This is a genomic window from Thiohalobacter thiocyanaticus, assembly GCF_003932505.1.
GTDB classification, from domain to species: domain Bacteria; phylum Pseudomonadota; class Gammaproteobacteria; order Thiohalobacterales; family Thiohalobacteraceae; genus Thiohalobacter; species Thiohalobacter thiocyanaticus.
Window position 1 is genome coordinate 742261 of the sequence record NZ_QZMU01000001.1, and the last position, 23258, is coordinate 765518.

The following is a 23258-nucleotide window of genomic DNA, read 5'->3' on the forward strand; positions in this document are numbered from 1 at the left end:
CCATTACCCTAATCATCTATTCAATTTATGCCGAAAGAACATATCAGCCTTTTCCCTAAAATCGTCTGCTGACGAGTTGTGACCAGGCATACCCGTTAAGGGGTTGGGTGGCGAATTCTGTGGAGGCTTAGGCCATTCTGTAGTATTTGATGGCAAGTTTCGCATGCAACGTAATAAAGCCTCATCACATATTCTCTCAATTTTATTGTCTAGTGGACTATCCGGTTTGCATGTGTTCTCTTTTTGCTCATAGCAGTAATCATGATACATAAAACACTCGTCCAAGCTATCCACCGGAGGAAGCGGATCATTTGGAATATTATTTCCACTTTGTCCACCGGCCCAATTCCTGCCACCCCAGTTCCCGTACATCTCCCATAATCCATGTGGGTCATACCAATTGACCGGATTATTCCCGACATATGCGTATGCATTCAGCCCACCTTTCAAGCCAAGGGGATCCGCAGTAATATACCGCCCCGTGCTTGAATCATAATACCTAAAGTAGTTGTAATGCAGCCCCGTCTCACGATCATAATACTGGCCCGGAAACCGCAGATTGAACATCACCACCCGCCCGTCCCCGTCCGGATCCTCGTCGACCGTGGCCTTCCCGAACGGCGTATGGGTCGCCGACCAGACCCTGGCCCCATTCTCGTCGGTCAGGGCCTTGGGCGTACCCAGGTGGTCATTGTGAATATAGTAAGTTTTTTGCGCAGGCACAGACTCTTCTATAGCAGAAGGGCCAGGAGACGCCGCATAGAACTGCCTTAGAATAGATAAGTCCGCCAGATTAACAAATCCGCTCCCATCAAAATCAGCATCTTCGTCGGTTGATCCATAGCTCTGCCTGAATAGTGAAAAATCTGTCAAGTTGACAAAACCGTCATCATTGAGATCAGCATCACACCGATTACCGTATCCATCCCCGTTGCTGTCGTACTGATCAGGATTGACATGATATACGCAATTATCCTGACTATCGGGGACGCCGTCGCCGTCGTGATCCGCGATAATTACCGCCAGTGGGCGGCCGTTGAGATACACATATTCCCGTTGGATCACGCCCGCATCCGTGCGTTTGACTCGCAACTGCCCGGCCTGATCATACAGGTAGGCAATGCTTTGGTTTTCGTTCAGCCGATTCTTGCGTGTCCGCTGCCCGAGGCCATTGTAGCTGTAGACTGCCACCCCCCCGACTTCCTTCAGGCGGTTGTCAGGCGTGTAGTCCAGCACCTGGCCACGCAGTACGGTCGTATTGCCGTTGGGGTCAAGCTGGATCGCGCCACTGTCCCCGTCCAATGAGGTCAGGCGGTTGCTGCGTGGCGTATAACCGTATTGGGTCATTCCCGCATCGGTTGTCAGCTGCGTGCGGTTTCCATTGGGATCGTAGACATAATCATGCTGTCCGAAACTGCCTGCGGCCGTATCCAGTCGATTCAGAGCATCGTAGCCGAAGGTGCTTGACTGTCCACTGATGAGTTCGTTGCGCTGCTGCAGGTTCCCGTTGCCGTCATAGAGTGAATAATCCATCTGCAGGGTGCCGTCAACATTCTGGCTCTGCAGTCGATGGGCGATATCGTAGCCCTGCGACAGGGTGATGCCATTGCCGTAGACAAGATGGCTGACATCGCCGAAGGGCGTGTATTGGATGTTGCTTGCCAGAAGAAGGCTGTTGCCATCCTTTGTCATCTTAAGGGTTTGAACGTTTCCTGCCGGGTCATACTCGTAACTGACCTTCGCTCCAGAGGGATAGGTGATTTCTGCCAGCCGCCCCGCGCGATCATAGCTGTAGGCCAGGCCCTGTGACTCAGCCACCTCGCCAAAGGCGGTATAGCTGTACTCCACCACGCTGCTTCCACGCGTCACCCGGCACAGCAAACCCTGCCCGTTGGAGCAGGTGTCGTAGACATAGCTGACGTCGCTCTCCGCGCCGGGGCCGTCGATGGCGGTGAGGCGGTTCAGGGCATCGTAGCTGTAGGTGAATACCTGGCCCTTGGCATCGGCTTTCTCGATCCGATTACCGGCGGCATCGTAACGGAAGGTGGTCGTGCCAGTGTCGGGGCTGGCCTGACTGATCAGATTCCCCAGATCGTCGTAGGCATAGGTGGTGGTGCCGTCGATAGGGTCGGTGACGGTGGTCAGATTGTCCTGAGCATCGTAATCGTAGATGGTGGCGGCATCAGCGGTCGTCGGATCGCTGCCGCCGTCATCCTGAACGGTGTGAGTCAGGCGGCGCAGGGCGTCATAGCTGTAATCGGTGACCGTGCCCCGGCCATCGGTCCGGCGGTTCAGGGTTCCATCCGGAGCATAGTCATAGTCGTCTGATTCGTTGGCCTGGGTCGTGGTATCGAGCTGGTTGTAGATGTCGAAGGCCTGGGTGAGCTGCTTTTTCAGGGCCCCGGCATTGTCGTAGATTTTCTCAGCCTCGCGATTGCCTTCGGTGTCCAGGGTGTACTCGATGTAATTGCCCAGTCCATCGGTGATCCGGACCAGGCGGCGGGCATCATCGTAGCCGAAGCTGAGCACGGTGGCCTCGGGAGCGCCATCAGCCTGGGTGATGGTCTCGACCTCACCGGTGGGCAGGTAGGTCCAGCGGGTAGTGCGAGTCTTACCGGTATAGGTGTCGGTCTCGGTGCGGGTGTGGAGTCGGTCGTTGCCGATGTAGTAAGTGAAGCCAAGCTGCAGGCCGTTGGGACGGGTTTCCGAGGCCACTTTGCCGGTGGCAGTGTACTGGATATCGCGGCGGATCAGGACGCCGTGGGCGTTTTCGATCTCCTTCAGGCGGCCGCGATTGTTGCCATAGGCCGGATCGTTGGGGTAGTAGCGATAATGCGTGACATCGCTGACGTCGGTGCGCGGGCCGTCGATCAGGCTTAGCTGGTGCAGGGGGCCGTTGTACTCGTAGCGGGTGGTGCGGGTGACCGGGTTGCCGTCGGGATCAAAACCATTGACCGTCTCGGTGAGGCGGTTGCCCCAGTCGTCGTAGGTACGGCTGGTGATTTTCTGCGCGCTTGAGTAGACCGAAGGTTCGCGGATTTCTGTGATCTTGTTGTAGAAGCGCGGATCGTAGTCATATTCGATACGACGTTCTTCGGGTGTGCCGACGGCTTCGACCTTGTAGCCGTACTGACCTTTGGCGTCGTAGTCGCCGTACTGGGTGGTGAGACCGTTTTCGGTCTTGGACAACAGGTTGTTGTTGGCGGAGTCGTAGGTATAACTGGTGTCCCCGCCGTTGGCGCAGGCGCTGCAGCCGGGGCCGCTGATGCCGGTGACAAGCGCGGTGCCCAGGTTGACGTCGGTGGTGTAGGTGGTGGTCTGGCCGCGGGAGTTGGTGACGGTGCGGGTACCGGTGGTGTCGTCGTAAGTGATATCGACCCGTTGGGCGTTGCCGGCGTGGTAGCTGGCCTTGGCGCGGCCATCGGTGTAGTACTCGTAGGTGGCGTAGCGGATGCCGCGTTCGTCGGTAATCCCGGTTAGTACGTGGGGCATGCCAGCATGTTCATAATGAAATTGTTTGACGTTTCCGTCCGGAAGGGATACATACTCCAAATTATTGCTGACGTCATATGAAAGGCCCCATGCTCTTCCGGAATGGTCTAATATCTGATATACTAGACCTTCTACACCATAATAAATATTGATGTACTGCCCATATTTATTGGTTAGGCTTTCCAGCCTATTATCCGGGTCATACCCGAAAGTCAATATCAATTGATCATTGCGCATGACTTCCGTTATCCGACCGTCCAGTGTGTAATTTTCTTCCCAACCATTTCCAGTTAAAGTCCATCCCGTCTGGCTATTATTGCCCTCATACACTTCAGATAATACGTACTGCAGATCCGGATCAGCCACCCACACTTCAGATACATTGATAAAGACTATCTCCTGGCCGTTCGGTCGTTTCGCAATCACCTGACTTTCACGCATATTGACGTCTAACGAACGGTATGAACCCAAACTACCAAGCTGACCCATCCCATGGGCAACCTCTGAACCCGGGATACCCGAGTGTATATACATTAATTCTATGTCTTCGCCCACTGTACCAAGATAGACGCTGGAAAACTTGTTGCCTGTAGCCATAGCCACCGGGTTGCCTGCTGTCGGGCAACCGTTGGGCGCGTTCTTTGGATTTGCTACACATAGACCCGATTCTGAATCATAGACTTGACCGTCTACACACGGATTCGCCAAGCAAGCCTCATAAATCGCTTGGCCATAAGGAAAATCAAAAGATTTGGTAGGATTTGGATTGGAATCCCACCATGATTTGTTATTACTATTGTCAAACACATATCCGTTTCCACAAACGATCCTTACTGTTGGAACCTCAGAACTCCCTATTGTCGATTGGACATCATAGACATCCAAAAAGAGCAGCCCTTCCCCATTCTGCGCCTTTAGTTGACTGGAAATAAAACTGGACGCCAAATATTCACCACCATCACCAGAAAGGCTATTCAGAACATTAAAAAGCTTCTCAATCGCCAGTTCTGACTGGCTCGGTCGGTACCATTCCGTTATAGGCGTTTCAGATGTAGTTGTTTCATCAAGCGAAAAAACCGACCTAGTATTGATTGAGGTATCGGCAAACGAATAACCAAAAAAGACCACTTGAACGGCGGCGGCAGCGAAATATCTTACACATAAGGGGATGGGGAAATTTTCATTGGTTCGGTTAGCGTAGCGTAACCCGACAGAGCCAGGACGTGAGTTTCGGATTGCGCCTTTTGGGCTAATCCGAGATACGTAACGCAGGACAAAAACAAGTGAGCGTGATAAAGCGAAAGATGGCTTTATGATCGTAAAAATCACAGGCGCCTCTTTATTATCAATTCTTATCGGTCGCCTAACTTAATCACGCCGCTAATCTTGTATCAACGGCAAAACCTCGACTTTTTCTGTAATCCAATGCTTACGAGAGCTTCGTGTCGGAGTATTTGCGTGGGACGGATAACAGGCCGGGACAGGGAATAAAGGCATGAGGCCCAGGAAGGAGTAACCATATAATTCGTAATTATGAATTATTGTTCCGTTCAACCTTCTCCAGCACCTGACTCGGCCAGTCGCCGGAGCGGTAGTAGTCGAAGTGCGCCTGCATTTCCTCGAAAACGGCGTCGCGTTCGGCCTTGGTGGCGTACCAGTGCTCCCAGTGCCAGTCCTCGCCGAGCAGGTGTGGCAGGGCCATGGGATCACCTTCGGGGAGACGGCCGCGGATGCCGTATTTCTTGGTGGGATGATTCTGGTTGGTGGTGTTCATGATGCGTTCCCCCTCACCCTGTTCCTCTCCCCCTGAAGGGGGAGAGGGGAAGAGCTATTTTTCATCGGTGGTTATACGGGTGACCTTCTGGAAGCCGCGGGGCAGCTTCTTGCCGCGCTGGCCGCGGTCACCAATGTATTCATCGAGCTCGGGTGGCTTGAGGCGCAGGTGGCGCTTGCCGGCCTCGACGATCAGCTCGGTCTTTGCCGGGATGCTGGCGATGCCGATCAGGTACTCCTCGCGGGCGGCGGCCTTCTTGGCCGGGATGCCGAGGATCTTGTTGCCCTTGCCTCTTGCCATGCGCGGCAGGTCCTTGAACGGGAACACCAGCATCTGACCGGTGCTGTTGATGGTGGCCAGACGGTCGCTGTCGTAATCGGTTACCTGCACCGGCGGCAGCACCTTCGCGCCCTTGGGCAGATTGAGCACGGCCTTGCCGTTCTTGTTCTTCGCATACAGATCCTCCAGTTTCGCCACGAAGCCGTAGCCGGCGTCGCTGGCGATGAGGTATTCGTCGTTCGGGTCGCCCAGCATGAGGCCGGCGAAGGTGGCGCCGTCGGGCGGGTTGACGCGGCCGCTCAGGGGCTCGCCGTGGCCGCGGGCCGAGGGCAGGTTGTGTACCGGCAATGCATAGGTGCGGCCGGTGGAATCGAGGAACACGGCCAATTGATTGCTGCGGCCGCGGGCGCTGGCCAGATAGCCGTCGCCGGACTTGTAGGCCAGGGTGCTGGCGTCCACCTCATGGCCCTTGGCGGCGCGCACCCAGCCCTTCTCGGACAGGATGACGGTCATGGGCTCTGTCGGGATCAGCGCGGTCTCATCCAGGGCCTGGGCGGCCTCGCGCTCGACCAGGACGGAGCGGCGCTCATCGCCGTATTTCTCCACGTCCTCCTCGATCTCCTTGCGGATAAGGGTCTTCAGCCGGCGGGCCGAACCGAGGGTCTTCTCCAGCCAGTCCTTTTCCTCCTGGAGCGACTTCTGCTCGTCGCGGATCTTCATCTCCTCCAGCCGGGCCAGTTGGCGCAGTTTGGTGTCGAGGATATAGTCCGCCTGCACCTCGCTGAGCTTGAACCGCTTCATCAGCACGGGTTTCGGTTCGTCCTCGCTGCGGATGATGGCGATGACCTCGTCGATGTTGAGGAAGGCGATCAGCAGGCCTTCCAGCAGGTGCAGGCGCTTGTCGACCTTGTCCAGGCGGTATTCCAGACGCCGGCGCACGGTGGCGGTGCGGAACTCCAGCCATTCACCCAGGATCTGCCTGAGGTGCTTGACCTGGGGTCGGCCGTCGTTGCCGATCATGTTCAGGTTGATGCGGTAGCTGCGCTCCAGATCGGTGGTGGCGAACAGGTGCGACATCAGGGCCTCGACATCGACCCGGTTGGAACGCGGCACTATGACCAGGCGGGTGGGATTCTCGTGGTCGGACTCGTCGCGCAGGTCCTCCACCATGGGCAGCTTCTTGGCCTGCATCTGCTGGGCGATCTGTTCCAGGATGCGCGACCCGGCCACCTGGTGCGGCAATTCGGTGATGACGATGTCGCCCTGATCCAGCTCAAAGCGGGCCCGCACCCGCAGCGAACCGCTGCCGGTCTCGTAGGCCTTGCGCAGTTCCGCGCGCGGCGTGATGATCTCGCCGCCGGTGGGGAAGTCCGGCGCCAGCACGTCCTCGCACAATTCGGCGAGCGTGGTTTTGGGCTTCTCCAGCAGCTTCACCGCCGCGGCGGCCACTTCGCGCAGGTTGTGCGGCGGGATGTCGGTGGCCATGCCCACGGCGATGCCGGAGGCGCCGTTCAATAATATGTTCGGCAGCCGCGCCGGCAGCAGTGAGGGTTCGTCCAGGGTGCCGTCGAAGTTGGGCTCCCAGTCCACCGTGCCCTGCCCCAGCTCGCGCAGCAGCACCTCGGAATACGGCGCCAGCCGCGCCTCGGTGTAGCGCATGGCGGCGAAGGACTTGGGATCGTCCGGCGAGCCCCAGTTGCCCTGCCCGTCCACCAGCGGGTAGCGGTAGGAGAAGGACTGGGCCATCAGCACCATGGCCTCGTAGCAGGCGCTGTCGCCGTGGGGGTGGAACTTGCCCAGCACGTCGCCCACGGTGCGGGCCGACTTCTTGAACTTGGCGGTGGCAGACAGCCCCAGCTCGGACATGGCGTAGACGATGCGCCGCTGCACGGGCTTGAGGCCGTCGCCGATGTTGGGCAGGGCACGGTCGAGAATGACGTACATGGAATAGTCCAGGTAGGCCTTCTCGGTGAACTCCTTCAGCGGCAGGCGTTCAACGCCCTCGAAATTCAGTTCGTCGTTTTTCATAAGGATAGTCGTTTAATAAAATCGATAGCCACGGAAAACACGGAAAGCACGGACATTAGTGAAATTGGGCCTGAGAATTCTTAAACATTTCCCGTCATTCCGGCGCAGGCCGGACAAAAGCGCGCAGCGCGTTGAACGCCCAAAGGGCGGCCCGTAGGGCGAGCGCAGCGAGTAATCCATTGACCACGGCGGTTTCTGGATTCCGGCCTGCGCCGGAATGACGGGCATCAAGTCGGGCGGAGTCTCGGCAGTTTTTGCCATTATATTGTCCGTGTTTTCCGTGTATTCCGTGGCGCTCTTGATCTTCACGGCACATCGGCCAGGTTGCCCTTGCTTTCCAGCCAGGCGCGGCGGTCGGGGACGCGCTTACGCGCCAGCAGCATGTCCATCAGGGCGTTGGTGTCGTCGCCCGCCTCCAGCACCAGCTGCACCAGGCGGCGGGTGTCGGGGTTGATGGTGGTCTCGCGCAGCTGCATGGGGTTCATCTCGCCCAGGCCCTTGAAGCGCTGCACATTGACCTTTCCCTTGAGCTTCTCGGCGGCGATGCGGTCGAGCACGCCCTGGCGCTCGGCGTCGTCCAGGGCATAGAACACCTGCTTGCCGACGTCGATGCGGTACAGCGGCGGCATGGCCACGTAAATGTGCCCGGCCTCGACCAGCGGACGGAAGTGGCGCACGAACAGGGCGCACAGCAGGGTGGCGATGTGCAGGCCGTCGGAGTCGGCGTCGGCCAGGATGCAGATGCGGTTGTAGCGCAGGCCCTTGAGCTCGTCCGAGCCGGGGTCCACGCCGATGGCCAGCGCGATGTCGTGCACCTCCTGCGAGGCCAGCACCTCGGCCGGGTCCACCTCCCAGGTGTTGAGGATCTTGCCGCGCAGCGGCATCACCGCCTGGAACTCGCGGTCGCGCGCCTGCTTGGCCGAGCCGCCGGCCGAGTCGCCCTCGACCAGGAACAGCTCGGTGCGCTTGGGATCGCTCGCCGTGCAGTCGGCCAGCTTGCCCGGCAGCGCCGGGCCGGAGGTGACCTTCTTGCGCACCACCTTCTTCCCGGCCCGCAGCCGGTTCTGGGCGGCCTGGAGGGCCAGCATGGCGATGCGCTCGCCGGCCTCGGTGTGCTGGTTCAGCCACAGGCTGAAGGCGTCCTTGACCACGCCGGAGACGAAGGGCGCGCATTCGCGCGAAGAGAGGCGCTCCTTGGTCTGGCCGGAGAACTGCGGGTCCTGCAGCTTGACCGAGAGGATATAGCTGCACCTGTCCCAGACATCCTCGGGCGCCAACCGCACGCCGCGCGGCGCCAGATTACGGAAGTCGCAGAACTCGCGCAGCGCCTCGGTCAGCCCGGTGCGCAGGCCGTTGACGTGGGTGCCGCCCTGGGCGGTGGGGATGAGATTGACGTAGCTCTCGGCCACCGGCTCGCCGCCCTCGGGCAGCCAGCACAGGGCCCATTCGGCGGCCTCGTGGCTGCTGGCCAGATCGCCGGTGAAGGGCGGCTCGGGCAGGCGCTCGGCGCCGTTCAGCGCCTCGGTCAGGTAATCCTGCAGTCCGCCCTCGTACTGCCATTCCAGCTTCTCGCCGCTGGCCTCGTCATGCAGGCGCACCCGCAGACCCGGACAGAGCACGGCCTTGGCCCGCAGGATGTGCTTGAGCCGCGGCAGGGAGAATTTCGGGGAATCGAAGTATTTGGGATCCGGCCAGAAACGCAGGGTGGTGCCGGTGTTCTGCTTGCCGACCGTGCCGATCGTCTCCAGCTCGGAGACCTTGTCGCCGCCGGCAAAGGCCATGTTGTATTCCTTGCCGCCACGGCGCACCCACACCTCCAGGTGCTTGGACAGGGCGTTGACCACCGACACGCCCACGCCGTGCAGGCCACCGGAGAACTGGTAGTTCTTGTTGGAGAACTTGCCGCCGGCGTGCAGGCGGGTGAGGATCAGCTCCACCCCCGGCACGCCCTGCTCCGGATGCACGTCCACCGGCATGCCGCGGCCGTCGTCGCTGACCTCCAGCGAGCCGTCCTTGTACAGGGTGACATCGATGCGCTTGGCATGGCCCGCGACGGCCTCGTCGACGCTGTTGTCGATCACTTCCTGGCCCAGGTGATTGGGGCGGGTGGTGTCGGTATACATGCCCGGGCGCTTGCGCACCGGGTCCAGACCGCTGAGCACCTCGATGGAGGCGGAATCGTAGGCTTGCTGGCTCATGGGAAAAGGATCAGTAAGGTCGGGTCAGGGATCATCGTAGAAACGCGGCGCACCGTAGCGGACCCGTTTGCGGATCTCGTCCACTGACAGGCTCCCCTCGGTCGGTTCGCAGAAATAGTGCTGATGGAGAAACCGCCGGTAGCGCGCGGTTCCGCCCGAGTTCAGGCCCTGCCAGTCGGCGCCGCGCATCCGCTGCCAGCTGTCGCCGCTGGTGGCGTAGGCGTAGGTCCTGTACTCGCCGGTCTCGCAGCGCAGGCCCTCGTAGAACAGGTTGCCGGCCCCGCCCGGGGACTGGATACGCAACAGGTAACGGATCACGCCGTCCTCGTCGACCCGAATGGAATCGGGATCGAGCTGGATCTCCAGCCGGGTATCCGGCAGCTGGGACGGCAGGGCGCGGAACTGCCCGGGATCGGGGAAGGCCGGCAGGCGGGTCTCCAGCTCCTGCCATTTATCATCATCGTCCGGTCCCACGTACTCGTGCTGGGGATAGACGTCCTCATCGACGGCCTGGGCCGGGGCGAGGCCGCCCGCCAGCAGCAGCGCCAACACAGCGGCGGCCGGGCGGGCAAGGGAGGGGAAGCGGGAACTGTTCACGGCGTCTCCGTTCGGCATGGTGGCGACATTGTACAGCCCCTGAAGCTGACAAGGCCACCACGCCGGGCGGCCGCCGTCAGTCCAGATCGGCGGCCAGGGACTCGACCACGGCCGACGGCAGCTCCACCTGATGGGGAAACTCAGGGTGGTCGATGCCGGCGCTCACACCGGCGCCCTTCCTGACGGCCTCGGCCATCTCCGGGGTGAGCTCGAAGCGCAGGAAATGCACCGAGGAGGTCTTCTCCTCGGTCTCGCGCTCCATGTCCTCGTCGGCAATGGCAAAGACCGCAGGATGTTCACCCACACGCACCCAGACCCTGTCCTCGACCCCGACCAGTTTCGCCAGCAGCTGCTTGCGCTCCTCGGGGTCCGGCACCTCGATCATGAAGGTGGCCTTCCAGTTGCTGCCGTCGGGGATCAGCGGGTTGTAGGCAGCCAGTTCGTCCTCGATGCCCGCGGCCTCGAAGATGCGTTCGGCCCGCAGCATCTCCTGGACCTGGTAGTGCATGGTCAGCCGGTCCTCGAAATAGAGGGTGGCGTTGGGGCCCAGCGGCAGCTTGCGGTTCTTCTTGTGCGCGAGCACCCTGGTGCGGAACTCGGGCCGGACCTCGGCGTACTGTTCCAGTGAGTAGAGATCGTCGCGGGTCAGCTTTTCCATCATGGTTACCTTCTGGATTCGGTTTGTTCAGGATTTGCGTTTGTTACACATCGGTCTGAAATATTGGCTACAACCCCGAAGCTACCGTCATCCCCGCGTAGGCGGGGATCCAGTGGCCGCGGCGGTTCATGGATTCCCGCCTTCGCGGGAATGACGGAAAAGGGAATAATCATAGGTTCCTTGGTTTATCCGTGGGTGATACACCTCCACGGTCAATTCATGCACCCGGCAATCCATACGCCTTGCGCAGCAGGGTCAGCGGATGCTCCGGCCCCTGGCCCGACTGCAGGCCGTTCTCGATCTGGTGGCCGGCCATGGGACAGTCGCTGCTGTAGTGGTCGGCCTCGGCCTGCTTCACCCGGTTGACCACGGGCCTGACAATCTTCATCGAGACCTCGTGGAACTCGGACTTCACGGCATAGGTGCCGTCGTGGCCGGAGCAGCGCTCGATGGCCTGCACCTCGGTGTCGGGCACCAGTTGCAGTATATCGCGGGTCTTCAGGCCGATGTTCTGCACCCGCAGGTGGCAGGGCACCTGGTAGGCAATTTTACCCAGCGGCTGCTTGAAGTCGGTATCCAGCTTGTCGTGCTTGTGCCGCAGGGCCAGGTATTCGAACGGGTCGTAGATATTGTCGCGCACCTTCGCCACATCGGCATCGTCCGGGAACATCAGGGGCAGCTCCTGTTTGAACATCAGCACGCAGGAGGGCACCGGCGCCACGATGTCCCAGCCCTCGTCGATCAGCTTGACCAGCTGCGGGATGTTGGCGTCCTTCGCCTTCTCCACCGCCTCCAGATCGCCCAGTTCCAGCTTGGGCATGCCGCAGCACTGCTCCTTCTCCACCAGCCGCACCGGGATGCGGTTGTGCTCGAATACGGCGATCAGGTCCTCGCCCACGTCCGGCTCGTTGTAGTTGCCATAGCAGGTGGCGAACAGGGCAACCTTCCCACGGGTCGGGCCGGCCTCCTCCGCGCTGCTGTGCCGCGACTGATGTCCCTTCGCCCGCTTGCGCAGGGTGTCGCTGTGATACTCGGGCAGCAAGGCATCGGGATGCACGCCCAGGGTCTTGTCCAGCAGCTTGCGTGCCGCCGGCATTCTGTTGGCCTTGTTGACCACACCGGAAACCACCGGGATGCCGGCCAGCCGGCCGACCAGGTCAGTGGAGGTGAGCAGCTTGTCGCGCGAGCGTGTCTTGCCCTGTTTGTACTTGACCGCCTTGGCCCGCAGCATCAGATGTGGAAAATCCACGTTCCATTCATGCGGCGGCACATAGGGACACTTGGTCATGAAGCACATGTCGCACAGGTAGCAGTGATCGACCACGTCCCAGTAGACCTTTTTCGGCACCCCGTCGAGCTCCATGGTGTCGGATTCGTCGATGGCGTCGAACAGGGTGGGAAAGGCGTTGCACAGGCTGAAGCAGCGGCGGCAGCCGTGGCAGATGTCGAACACCCGCTCCAGTTCGCTGAACAGGGCGGATTCGTCGTAGAAGGATTCCTCTTTCCAGCCCAGGGGATGGCGCTGCGGCGCCTCCAGGCTGCCTTCGCGTGGCGCGCTCATACTGCTGCTCCTGTCAATCCGGGAACAAAAAGGGGCCGGATTATCCGGCCCCGCTTCAGTGCTTCAGCCGAGGCCGGCAACCTCAGTCGTCGAGGTTGTCCAGCGCCTTCTGGAAGCGGTTGGCGTGTGAGCGCTCGGCCTTGGCCAGGGTCTCGAACCAGTCGGCGACCTCGTCGAAGCCCTCGTCGCGCGCATCCTTGGCCATGCCGGGGTACATGTCGGTGTACTCGTGGGTTTCGCCGGCAATGGCCGCCTTGAGGTTGTCCGCCGTGCCGCCGATGGGCAGGCCGGTGGCCGGATCGCCGACGGCTTCCAGGTACTCCAAGTGACCGTGCGCGTGGCCGGTCTCGCCTTCGGCGGTGGAGCGGAACACGGCGGCGACGTCGTTGTAGCCCTCGACGTCCGCCTTGGAGGCGAAATACAGATAACGACGGTTAGCCTGGGACTCGCCGGAGAAGGCGTCCTTCAGTGCCTGTTCGGTCTTGGTGCCTTTCAGTTCCATAATGACTTCCTCCTGTTCAGGGTTATAGCAGTTGCCGCAAATTTAGACTCTGTCTAAATGTGGAGAGACTTTAATCCAATTCCCAGCCGGGAGTCAAGCCGAAGTGTAGTGGACGGGATGAGGAAGAACAGGTGACAGCGCGGTAAAGGGGGGAAGGAAGCAAGTCCTTGTCCTCGTTCGGATTCCGGTCAATATCCGGCCTGTGCCGGATTGACCTGCCCTACTCCGGAAAATCCGATCCGGACCGGGCGTCCGGCTGTCAGGCAGACTGCCAGGTTACCGGTAGTTCGAGACAGGACAGATTCTGCCGCTCCTGCGACAGATCCACACGCGTAAACGGGGTCCGTAAACGGGGTCACGTAAACGGGGTCAGCGTAAACGGGGTCAGGTCTTGCAATCAAACATTCGCTTGTCGCATTGCAAGACCTGACCCTTATGCTCTGCTTATGCTATCCCAAGACCGACTTCTTGGCATTCAGATATTGCAATTAGCGTTGCTATCGCATCATCTGTTCGGCTTTTCTTGATCAAGTAGTTTAAGTGGTTAAATGAATTTGTTATCGCCGTATGCAGCGCCTGATCTTGTTGGGATGGTGATTTCCATAACAAAAACGGATCAACATAAAGAGGAACATGTCTTCGTCAAAGAATTGCGTAAACGGGGTCAGGTCTTGCAATCAAACATTCGCTTGTCGCATTGCAAGACCTGACCCTTATGCTATCACGCGCTTGTCGCGTGCATGGCATTGTTATGGGACAAATAGACTTTGCTTTCGAATCCTTCATTAACGGAAAGGGCAAAATCAGTCGCTAAGTCTTGAACAAGCAGGCTAAAACTATCGATATCACTCTGGGTCACTGGGATGCCTTCATCCCCGTGAGCGATAGAATTTCTAAATTTTAGCAGCTTATTAAGCGGGCCCTCATAATTTGGGCTCAGACATTTCAAGCAAAGCTTATCCAAAATTGAGTTAGTTACTTTTAAGTTGGCATTCGACTCTGTATTTACTCCTGTGCTAAAGACAACGGGACCCTGATACATCTCAAATAGGCTCCTCGACAGTTTTGCAATTGCTCCAAAATTAGTCTTTGGCGACTTGAATTTGGCCACATTGTCTGTTTGATAAGATATATAATAGTCGTGCAAGGTAGAAAATGGCAGACGCATCTTATTTATTTCCTGCAAATAAAGAGCAATTGCTTTTTTTATAAATCCTTCCCATTCAGCATAGATCCCCAAGACTGACTGACGAAGTAGGAAATATTTATGCTCCGGCAACATTGAATAGCGAAGATGCACAGTCTTACACTTGTACATCTTGTTTTGCAATGAATCTAGCTCGCAAAAAAGAAGTGACTGCAAGTTACTCATCTGGGGAGAAAACCTCGAGGGCTCTTTCAATTCTCTTTTTTACCCTCTCCTTATAGTTAGATGCCACACCAGAAACCTTCTTGAACTCTTCGTCATCTTTTAGAGCTTCAACTTTCTCTTGAAGTTTACTCCGGTCTGACTGCTCAAAATATTCAATATTCCCAGCCACTCCGTTAAAGATACCGTCATACAGGCTGGTTGAGAACTGGCCATTTCTACCACTCAAGGCACTCCGCCCAAGAGAACTGACGATTTCAACAACTCGATTGAAAACCTCCACCTTTCCTTCATAATCGACCTCATCTTTTGTGGCCATCTTCATATACTCAGTCATATGCTCAGAAAGATTCTTGTTGACATTCTCATGATTCTGAAAGAGAGAAAAGAATCGGAGGACCAGCTCATCTAGATAAAGTTCATCTTGCTGCTTCTGCGTTGGCTGGACCAATTCGATAAAATCGTCTTTTGATGAGAGATGCTTTATTAAGTTAGTGAACTCAACAGAAATACCTCGGAAGATGCAGTTGCGTATTTCTTGATCAGTCAGTGGAGACCCCCCGGTATTCAATCGGTTAAAGAGCTCATACCGCATATCATAGTTGCTATCCCACTTAACTACTTCAATTCGGCAAACCGAACGTTTGATATTCAACTGATATTTAATTGGCAGGTCTGAAATTCCAAGTCCTTCCAGTGATTCAACGACATCTCCTGCCATGAGAGTCCATCCATTCTTTTCAGGAGTATGTTTAAGCATTCCAAAGAAAGATAGTATTGTGGATAATCTTTGTAGGCCGTCTACAATTTCCCACCTGCCATCTGTATCTTCGGCAACAAAAATTGATGGTATCGGGATACCCAGGAGGAGAGATTCGATAAACCTAGACCTCTGCTCCAAATCCCATCGAAACAAGCGTTGAAATTCCGGGTCGATTACCAACTCATTTGAATACATATTCATAAGCTCGCCAAATGACATGTCGAGCCTATCAGCAGACAAACTATTCCTTCCGCTTAAAATCTGATCTTCTAAGTTGCTCATTTTTTCTCCGATTTTATACTAGTTTCCCATAACGCTTCGGTTCACCCGACCGAAAAAGCGGCCGTGCGAGGCCGACTGTTGCCACCGAAATCGCACCGCTTTTTCGGGTCGGAGCGCAACCGATTGTTAGCCATCACGCCTTGACCTTTCCCGTAATAACATCGATGTAGATCAAACCTTTTGTTTGCGCGGCCTTAATCTTGCGGTCAAGCATCTCCGTGAAGCTGACGAGACCCTCGAGAACTAAGACTAGATCTCCACCGTCAATAAACACGGTCTTGATGGCTTTGCCTGCCACAAGAGAGCCGACAACGTGCTCACTGAACCCGTGAATCGAGAAGAAAAGCCCTCTCCCGTACATCTTCCCTTCGATCTTACCGGCAAACTGATATACAGCCTCATTAGCGGCAGCTTTGTCTTGCCATTTCGCTTCAATAATGTAGTGCTCACCATCGTATTTGATTGCGCCGTCGATCTGCTCACCATTCACACGGAAAGGCTCAGTTACCTCAAGCGACGCGAGCTTTGCCAATGCTTGGAGAATACTCTCAAGTTCATACCCTCTCCTAGCGCCTGTAATCTCACCCTGAAGCAAAGCGATGAACTTGGCCTTAAGTTCTGGAAGTGCTGCGCCTGGAGCACGCGCATCTGCCTCTCTGCGCTCCCGCTCCTTCCGTTGCTCCTGGATTTTATGATCTCTGATCTCTTGAAGTTGTTTCAGATGGTTAATTGAGCGTTCCGCTTCAGCGCGATTAAGTTTCTTGAGCTTATCGAAGTAGTACGTGTCGAAATGCTTCCATGCGATAAGCGACTGGAGCATGGCACGAAACTGCCCGAGACCCTTGTCTGGTTTCCCGCTCAGGTGATTGAACATGGCGTCCACAACAGCGTACCTGTGCATTGTCTTGAAGTCGCCAATAGCCCTGACGTCGTTCTTTGTGCAGCTGTTGTTCTCAAAAAAGGCAATAATGTCGTTTTTGGGCCAGAACAGTTTCAGAATGCAGTCCCGCATGGCCAGCTTGATGTCGTTCGGAAAACTCATGTGCTCTTTTAATTTTGTAAGGCTAACAGTGTGTTATACGGAATCCATATTATTGGTAATATGCAGATTCTGCCTATTATTCCAATATCCCCGATTCCGGATATTGTGACATATCCTCGCAGCGATCTTCGCCTAAATACTTATAAATATCAACAGGATTACCTAATCTGACTTGCGTTATCTCGAATCGTGATAGGCCGTCAAGGGCAGGTCGAAAGCTGACTGATTCAGCGCTGCAACAATGATAATCGGAATATCGCACCACCCTGACCGCAGAAGTTCCATGCTATGACTTCAACCGGTCGCTGCAACACAGGCAGTGCATCTTGTACTCCGTGAGACAGCGGTCAGAGGCAATGAACAAGACAACGCTGGGAAACAACCCCGTATCCGGATCGGATAGCTGCGTATCGCACTGCATGACGCAGCGACTACTCCTAGCGATCATGGTGGTACGCAACTGCTCCGGCTCGGCTTCGTTGATCTTGTAGGGCCTTGTTAATCTTGTTCTTGAGGCTGGGTGGACCACCCGTGTCCAGGCCGGGTTGCGGCCTCAGGTCGTCTATACCCCGCCCTCCCGCCTGCGGCTCAAGCGGCCAAGCCATTAATAAAGCTGAAATTCCTGTAAGCAAATGCTGACAGGGGCGGCCGACGCCCCCCCTCTCCCTCCCTGCCCCAGATTGACCACCCCGCCCCGTCACGCTACCGTAGCCGGCTCCCGGATAAGGACACCCGCACCACCGTGGCACGCAAGAAAGCACAACCCGATTTCGAGAAGACCCTGGTCGAGCTGGAGGGCCTGGTCGAGAAGATGGAACAGGGCGACCTGTCCCTGGAGGCCTCGCTGGCCTCGTTCGAGCGCGGCATCGAGCTGATCCGCACCTGCCAGCAGGCGCTTTCCGAGGCCGAGCAGAAGGTCGAGCAGCTCCTGGACAAGGACGGCGAGCCCGTCCCGCTGGAACGTGACGAAGGCTGACGGCGGCTTTCCGGCCTTTCTCGCGGACTGCCAGCGGCGGATCGAGGCCGCGCTGGAGGCCCGCCTGCCGGCCGGGGACATCCATCCGCAATCTCTCCATCAGGCCATGCGCTACGCCACTCTGAATGGCGGCAAGCGCATCCGGCCGGTGCTGGTCTATGCCGCCGGTCAGGCGGTGGGGGCGGCGCCCGAGGCGCTCGATGCCCCGGCCTGCGCGGTGGAGTTCATCCACGCCTATTCCCTGGTCCACGACGACCTGCCGGCCATGGACGACGACGACCTGCGCCGCGGCAATCCCACCTGCCACAAGGTCTTCGGCGAGGCCGAGGCCATCCTGGCCGGCGACGCCCTGCAGGCGCTGGCCTTCCACACTCTGGCCCACGACCCCGACATCCGGGCCGACGCCGCCACCCGGCTGCGCATGATCGAGCAGCTGGCCCAGGCTGCCGGCTCGCGCGGCATGGTCGGCGGCCAATCCATTGACCTGGCCGCGGTGGGCCGGGAGCTCAGCCTGCTGGAGCTGGAGGACATGCACATCCACAAGACCGGGGCCCTGATCCGGGTCAGCGTGCTGCTGGGCGCGCTCAGCCGGCCGGACTGTCCGGAATCCGCCCTGCGGGCCCTGGACCGCTACGCCAAATGCCTGGGCCTGGCCTTCCAGATCCAGGACGATGTCCTCGATGTCGAGGGCGATACCGCCGTGTTGGGCAAGCCCGCCGGCAGCGACCAGGACCGCAACAAGCCCACCTACCCGGCCCTGCTGGGCCTGGCCGAGTCCAGACAGCGGGCCCGGGAACTGATCGACGAGGCCCGCGCGGCACTGGGGGAATTCGGCCCCGAGGCCGCCCCGCTGCACGGTCTGGCCGACCATCTGCTGACCCGCAGCCACTGATCCCCTGCCCGCGGTATCCTTGAATCACCCCGCCGGACACCGGATAATGTACCGTTTATATTGGTAGTCGCCTGATGCCCTACTCCCAGCCCTATCCCCTGCTCGAGCGGATCGATTCCCCGGCCGACCTGCGTCAGCTGCCGGAAGCCGAGCTGGTGGCGCTCGCCGACGAGCTGCGCCGGTTCCTGATCGCCTCGGTCAGCCAGACCGGCGGCCACCTGGCCGCGGGGCTGGGCACGGTGGAGCTGACGCTCGCCCTGCACTATGTCTACAACACCCCGGACGACCGGCTGGTGTGGGACGTGGGCCATCAGAGCTATCCGCACAAGATCCTCACCGGGCGGCGCGAGCGCATGGCCAGCCTGCGCCAGCGCCACGGCCTGGCCGGTTTTCCCAAGCGTGGCGAAAGCCCCTACGACAGCTTCGGCGTCGGGCATTCCAGCACCTCCATCAGCGCCGCCACCGGCATGGCCATCGCCGCCGCCCACAGCGGGTCGGAACGCCGGGTGGTCGCTATCATCGGCGACGGTGCCATGACCGCCGGCCAGGCCTTCGAGGCGCTCAACCATGCCGGCGACCTGGGCGCGAACCTGCTGGTCATCCTCAACGACAACGACATGTCCATCTCGCCCAACGTGGGCGCGCTGTCCAACTACTTCGCCCGCCTGCTGTCGGGGCGCATGTACTCCAGCATGCGCGAGGGCGGCAAGAAGGTGCTGCGCAACCTCCCGCCCGTGGCCGAGCTGGCCAAGCGCGCCGAGGAGCACATGAAGGGCATGGTGGTGCCCGGCACCCTGTTCGAGGAGATGGGCTTCAACTACATCGGCCCGGTGGACGGCCACGACGTTCACGGCCTGGTCAAGACCCTGGGCAACATCCGCGCGCTCAAGGGACCGCAGCTGCTGCACATCGTCACCCGCAAGGGCAAGGGCTACAGCCCGGCCGAGGACAACCCCTGCGCCTATCACGGCGTGGGCAAGTTCGATCCGCACACCGGCACCAACGCCGGCGGCGGCAAGCCCGGCGCGCCGACCTACACCCAGGTGTTCGGCGACTGGCTGTGCGACATGGCCGAGGCCGACCCGGAGCTGGTGGCCATCACCCCGGCCATGCGCGAGGGCTCCGGTCTGGTGGAATTCTCGGAGCGCTTCCCGCAGCGCTACTTCGATGTCGGCATCGCCGAGCAGCACGCGGTGACGCTGGCCGGCGGCATGGCCTGTGACGGCCTGCACCCGGTGGTGGCCATCTACTCCACCTTCCTGCAGCGCGCCTACGACCAGACCATCCACGACATCGCCCTGCAGAACCTGCCGGTGACCTTCGCCATCGACCGCGCCGGCCTGGTAGGCCCCGACGGCCCCACCCACGCCGGGGCCTTCGACCTGAGCTATCTGCGCTGCATTCCCAACATGGTAGTCATGACCCCGGCCAACGAGGCCGAGTGCCGGCGCATGCTCAGCACCGCGCACCGTCACGACGGCCCGGCCGCGGTGCGTTACCCGCGCGGCCGCGGCCCGGGCGTAAGCATCGGGTCGGATCTGGACACCCTGCCCATCGGCCGGGCCGAGCCCCGCCGCCAGGGCCACGGCATCGCCCTGCTCGCCTTCGGCAGCCTGCTCGCGCCCGCCCTGGAGGTCGCGGAGGAGCTGGATGCGACCGTGATCAACATGCGCTTCGTCAAGCCGCTGGATGAAGCCCTGCTGCTCGAGGTCGCCGCCAATCACGACCGGCTGGTCACCCTGGAGGAGAACGCCGCCGCCGGTGGGGCCGGAGCGGCGGTACTGGAATGCCTGCAGGCGCACGACCTGCAGCGCCCTGTGCTGCGCCTGGGCCTGCCCGACCGCTTCGTCGAGCACGGCACCCGCGAGGAGTTGCTGGCCGAGTGCGGGCTCGACGCGGCCGGCATCCGCGAGGCAATAAACCGTTGGCAGGCTGGTGAAAATTGCGCCGGCAAGGCCGATCGCTTAGTCTCCTGAAGACGACAGATTCGTAATTTCCCCACAGATTCAGGTATCTCATCCCGTGGCAGCCCGTTATACACTCAAGGTCCTGACCGAATTCGCCTCGGCGCATACGCTGCGGGAGTACCCCGGCGCCTGCGCGCGTATGCACGGTCATAACTGGAAGGTGGAGACCGAAGTCGACGCCGGCGCCCTGGACGACGTCGGCATGGGCGTGGATTTCAAGGTCATCAAGGACGCCGCCCGCCGCATCGGCGAGCGCCTGGATCACCGCTACCTGAACGAGGTCGAACCCTTTACCGAGGTCAACCCCACGGCGGAGAACATCGCCGCCTATTTCTACCGGGAGCTGGCCGCGGAACTGAACAATGACAGGATACACGTCCGCTCGGTCACGCTGTGGGAGACCGACCGTGCCTGTGTGCGCTATACAGAGGACCACTGAGACATGAGCCAGATGAAACCCGCCTCCGCCAAGGTCAGCAAAGAGATCGAGGACGTGCAGAGCTCCCCGGACACCCGGCATATCGCCATCGACAAGGTCGGGATCAAGGACATCCGCCATCCGGTGCGGGTACGCGACCGCTCCGACGGCGAGCAGCACACCATCGCCAACTTCAACATGTACGTCAGCCTGCCGCACAACTTCAAGGGCACGCACATGTCGCGCTTCGTGGACATCCTCAACCGCCACGAGAAGGAGATCACCGTCAAGTCCTTCAAGGACATGCTGGGCGAGATGACCGAGCTGCTGGACGCCGAGTCCGGCCACATCGAGATGAACTTCCCCTACTTCGTCATGAAGGCCGCGCCGGTCTCCGGGGTGCAGAGCCTGATGGACTACGACGTCAGCTTCATCGGCGAGATCCATGAGGGCCACCCGCAGATGAATATCAAGGTGGTCATTCCCGTCACCAGCCTGTGCCCCTGCTCCAAGAAGATCTCCGATTACGGTGCCCACAACCAGCGCTCGCACGTCACGGTCAGCGTACGCACCAAGGGTTTCATCTGGATCGAGGAACTCATCGAACTGGTGGAGAAGGAGGCCTCCTGCGAGCTCTACGGCCTGCTCAAGCGCCCCGACGAGAAGCATGTCACCGAGCGCGCCTACGACAACCCGAAATTCGTCGAGGACATGGTGCGCGACGTCGCCGCCCGCCTCAACGCCGACGAGCGCGTCAGCTCCTACGTGGTGGAATCGGAGAACTTCGAGTCCATCCACAACCACTCGGCCTACGCCATGATCATCAAGGACGAGGAGGCTGAGAAAGCCTGAGCCTGCCACCCGCGCGGTGACAGGCTCGGTCATCGTCAGGGAACAGCCTCGTGGTCACGAGGCGGCCCCGGATTTCAATCAACTCGTTTTTCGCCGGGCCATGCCGACCAGGCCAACGAGCCCGGTTCCGAACAGCCATACAGCAGCCGGAACGGGAACCGGACTGTAGGCCGGAAAGTTGTTCCCGTTGTTGCCGAGGTTGCTGAATGTTCCCTCGAATATACCACTCAGGCCTGTCCAGGCCCCTGATGTAACCTGGTTGCCGAGGATGCCGTCTCCATCCCCGTCCAGGGCGAGAATATCAAGCTCAACACCGAACGCGTCGTCCTGCAGCACATCGGCAGCGAAGTCATAGGAAAAGTCGAAAGGCGCGAGGTGCGGGTCACCGTTGGAATCAAGCTGCTGCACTGTCCCGCTCATATGCACGCTTCCATCTGCATTCGCGTTCAGACCGAGAGCCGAAAAACTGAACTCGACACCAGCCATGACGACCGTACTGTCAAGCACAAAACTGCCCGACCCGGTACATGAATCGTAATTCACTGAGCCGCTCAGCCCCGTGTCGACCGAGACCACATCCCCGGTGCTCGACAAGGCCGTGAGCGATCCTGAATAGGCATAACCATCCGCGAAGCAGGATTGGGCACCGGCCTGCAACGAGACGGAAAATATCGCAGCCGCAGAGGCCATCGTGATGAGCTTGTTCATTGTTTTATCCTCCAGGGGTTATTTTATTATTTCGATAAAGGCAGTCAGCTGGTGATCACTGCCGCTTCGATATTACACAAAACCGTTAGATTTAAAAGACAGGGTCACCTATATAAGAAAGCCCTGATTAATTCGTCATTGCGAGGAGCGAAGTGACGCGGCAATCTCAAAGCGCTTGATTCTGCAGTATGAGATTGCTTCGCTCCGCTCGCAATGACGGGATTAATTGGATTCATCAGAGTCTCTATAACATTAATCATTATTTTTCATCGCATTATCCCGGCAGCCAGCCCGCGGCCGCCACGAGCCACAGGCACAGGCCGGCGAACACCCCCGCGAGCACGTCGTCGATCATGATGCCCAGACCGCCCTGCACATGGCGGTCGAGCCAGCGGATCGGCCAGGGTTTTAGAATGTCGAACAGGCGGAACAGGACGAAGCCGAGGACCAGGGCCGGCCAGCCCGGGGCCACGACCGCCAGGGTGATCCACAGCCCCACCACCTCGTCCCAGACGATGGCGGAATGGTCGTGCACGCCGAGCGCCCGGGCGGTATATCCACATACCCAGACCCCGAGCAGGAAGGCCGCGGCCACCAGCAGCAGATAGACCGGCAGCTCCAGTCCGGCGATGAGCGGATACAGCACCGCACCGGCCAGGGTCCCGAAGGTGCCGGGGGCGATCGGCGCCAGGCCGCTGCCGAAACCCAGCGCCAGCAGATGGCGGGGGTCCTTCAACCAGTGGATGGTGGGTTGTTTCATAGGCGATCCGTTGCTCCAAGGGCAGCAAATAGGTCGGGTTAGCGCAGAGTAACCCGACAGGTACCGCAGTTGTGTCGGGTTACACCCATTCGGGCCAACCCGACCTACGGGCTCGTCTGTCCCCTCTTCCCGTCATTCCG

18 protein-coding genes are annotated in these 23258 nt (G+C 59.2%); 5 read left to right on the forward strand and 13 right to left on the reverse strand.

The features are described 5' to 3' along the window. Positions 1 to 12: 12 nt before the first annotated feature. From D6C00_RS03465 to D6C00_RS03515, 11 genes are all read right to left on the reverse strand, one after another. On the reverse strand, positions 13 to 4821 hold the full coding sequence (locus D6C00_RS03465) for an RHS repeat-associated core domain-containing protein (protein ID WP_125180327.1): 4809 nt from the start codon (positions 4819 to 4821) through the stop codon (positions 13 to 15). A gap of 202 nt (positions 4822 to 5023) precedes the next feature. Beyond that, positions 5024 to 5266 carry a hypothetical protein gene (locus D6C00_RS03470; protein WP_125180328.1) on the reverse strand — a complete coding sequence of 81 codons (243 nt, stop codon included), beginning with the start codon at positions 5264 to 5266 and terminating at the stop codon, positions 5024 to 5026. 54 nt (positions 5267 to 5320) lie between these two features. Continuing rightward, positions 5321 to 7573, reverse strand: a complete 2253-nt coding sequence (gene parC / locus D6C00_RS03475) for a DNA topoisomerase IV subunit A (RefSeq protein WP_125180329.1) — start codon at positions 7571 to 7573, stop codon at positions 5321 to 5323. 305 nt (positions 7574 to 7878) lie between these two features. After that, positions 7879 to 9771, reverse strand: a complete 1893-nt coding sequence (parE, locus tag D6C00_RS03480) for a DNA topoisomerase IV subunit B (RefSeq protein ID WP_125180330.1) — start codon at positions 9769 to 9771, stop codon at positions 7879 to 7881. Between the two features lie 24 nt (positions 9772 to 9795). Continuing rightward, positions 9796 to 10368 carry a CNP1-like family protein gene (locus tag D6C00_RS03485; protein WP_158675274.1) on the reverse strand — a complete coding sequence of 191 codons (573 nt, stop codon included), beginning with the start codon at positions 10366 to 10368 and terminating at the stop codon, positions 9796 to 9798. A gap of 76 nt (positions 10369 to 10444) precedes the next feature. Then, the gene (locus tag D6C00_RS03490; RefSeq protein ID WP_125182344.1) at positions 10445 to 11026 is read right to left on the reverse strand and encodes a DUF3501 family protein; all 582 of its coding nucleotides are present in this window, start codon (positions 11024 to 11026) and stop codon (positions 10445 to 10447) included. A 217-nt stretch (positions 11027 to 11243) separates the two neighbouring features. Next, positions 11244 to 12587, reverse strand: coding sequence for a heterodisulfide reductase-related iron-sulfur binding cluster (locus D6C00_RS03495; RefSeq protein WP_125180332.1), 1344 nt, complete (start codon positions 12585 to 12587; stop codon positions 11244 to 11246). Between the two features lie 82 nt (positions 12588 to 12669). Beyond that, positions 12670 to 13089, reverse strand: a complete 420-nt coding sequence (locus tag D6C00_RS03500) for a rubrerythrin family protein (RefSeq protein WP_125180333.1) — start codon at positions 13087 to 13089, stop codon at positions 12670 to 12672. Positions 13090 to 13810: 721 nt separating this feature from the next. Then, positions 13811 to 14461, reverse strand: a complete 651-nt coding sequence (locus D6C00_RS03505) for an MAE_28990/MAE_18760 family HEPN-like nuclease (RefSeq protein WP_125180334.1) — start codon at positions 14459 to 14461, stop codon at positions 13811 to 13813. Beyond that, positions 14454 to 15503: a DUF262 domain-containing protein gene (locus D6C00_RS03510; protein WP_125180335.1), complete on the reverse strand. Its 1050-nt coding sequence runs from the start codon at positions 15501 to 15503 to the stop codon at positions 14454 to 14456. Before D6C00_RS03510 ends, D6C00_RS03505 begins: the two co-directional genes overlap by 8 nt. A 133-nt stretch (positions 15504 to 15636) precedes the next feature. Further along, positions 15637 to 16545 (reverse strand): restriction endonuclease, encoded by a 909-nt coding sequence (locus tag D6C00_RS03515; protein WP_125180336.1) that lies wholly within the window; start codon positions 16543 to 16545, stop codon positions 15637 to 15639. A gap of 742 nt (positions 16546 to 17287) precedes the next feature. Between D6C00_RS03515 and D6C00_RS03520 the strand changes: the two genes are divergently transcribed. The 5 genes from D6C00_RS03520 to folE2 all read left to right on the forward strand — a co-directional run bounded on the left by D6C00_RS03520 (position 17288) and on the right by folE2 (position 21650). Next, on the forward strand, positions 17288 to 17521 hold the full coding sequence (locus D6C00_RS03520; protein ID WP_125180337.1) for an exodeoxyribonuclease VII small subunit: 234 nt from the start codon (positions 17288 to 17290) through the stop codon (positions 17519 to 17521). Further along, entirely contained in the window at positions 17508 to 18413 is a 906-nt protein-coding gene (gene ispA, locus D6C00_RS03525) for a (2E,6E)-farnesyl diphosphate synthase (RefSeq protein WP_125180338.1), read from the forward strand. Before D6C00_RS03520 ends, ispA begins: the two co-directional genes overlap by 14 nt. A 74-nt stretch (positions 18414 to 18487) precedes the next feature. Then, on the forward strand, positions 18488 to 20389 hold the full coding sequence (gene dxs, locus D6C00_RS03530; protein ID WP_125180339.1) for a 1-deoxy-D-xylulose-5-phosphate synthase: 1902 nt from the start codon (positions 18488 to 18490) through the stop codon (positions 20387 to 20389). Between the two features lie 46 nt (positions 20390 to 20435). After that, complete coding sequence (gene queD, locus D6C00_RS03535) at positions 20436 to 20819, forward strand: 6-carboxytetrahydropterin synthase QueD (protein WP_125180340.1); 384 nt, start codon at positions 20436 to 20438, stop codon at positions 20817 to 20819. A gap of 3 nt (positions 20820 to 20822) precedes the next feature. After that, the gene (gene folE2 / locus D6C00_RS03540; protein ID WP_177433197.1) at positions 20823 to 21650 is read left to right on the forward strand and encodes a GTP cyclohydrolase FolE2; all 828 of its coding nucleotides are present in this window, start codon (positions 20823 to 20825) and stop codon (positions 21648 to 21650) included. Positions 21651 to 21728: 78 nt separating this feature from the next. Here the strand turns inward: folE2 and D6C00_RS03545 are convergent, their stop codons facing one another. Together D6C00_RS03545 and D6C00_RS03550 are read right to left on the reverse strand one after the other, a co-directional pair. After that, positions 21729 to 22358, reverse strand: a complete 630-nt coding sequence (locus tag D6C00_RS03545; RefSeq protein WP_125180341.1) for a VPLPA-CTERM sorting domain-containing protein — start codon at positions 22356 to 22358, stop codon at positions 21729 to 21731. Positions 22359 to 22632: 274 nt separating this feature from the next. Further along, positions 22633 to 23118 carry a phosphatidylglycerophosphatase A family protein gene (locus D6C00_RS03550; protein ID WP_125180342.1) on the reverse strand — a complete coding sequence of 162 codons (486 nt, stop codon included), beginning with the start codon at positions 23116 to 23118 and terminating at the stop codon, positions 22633 to 22635. Positions 23119 to 23258: the final 140 nt, after the last annotated feature.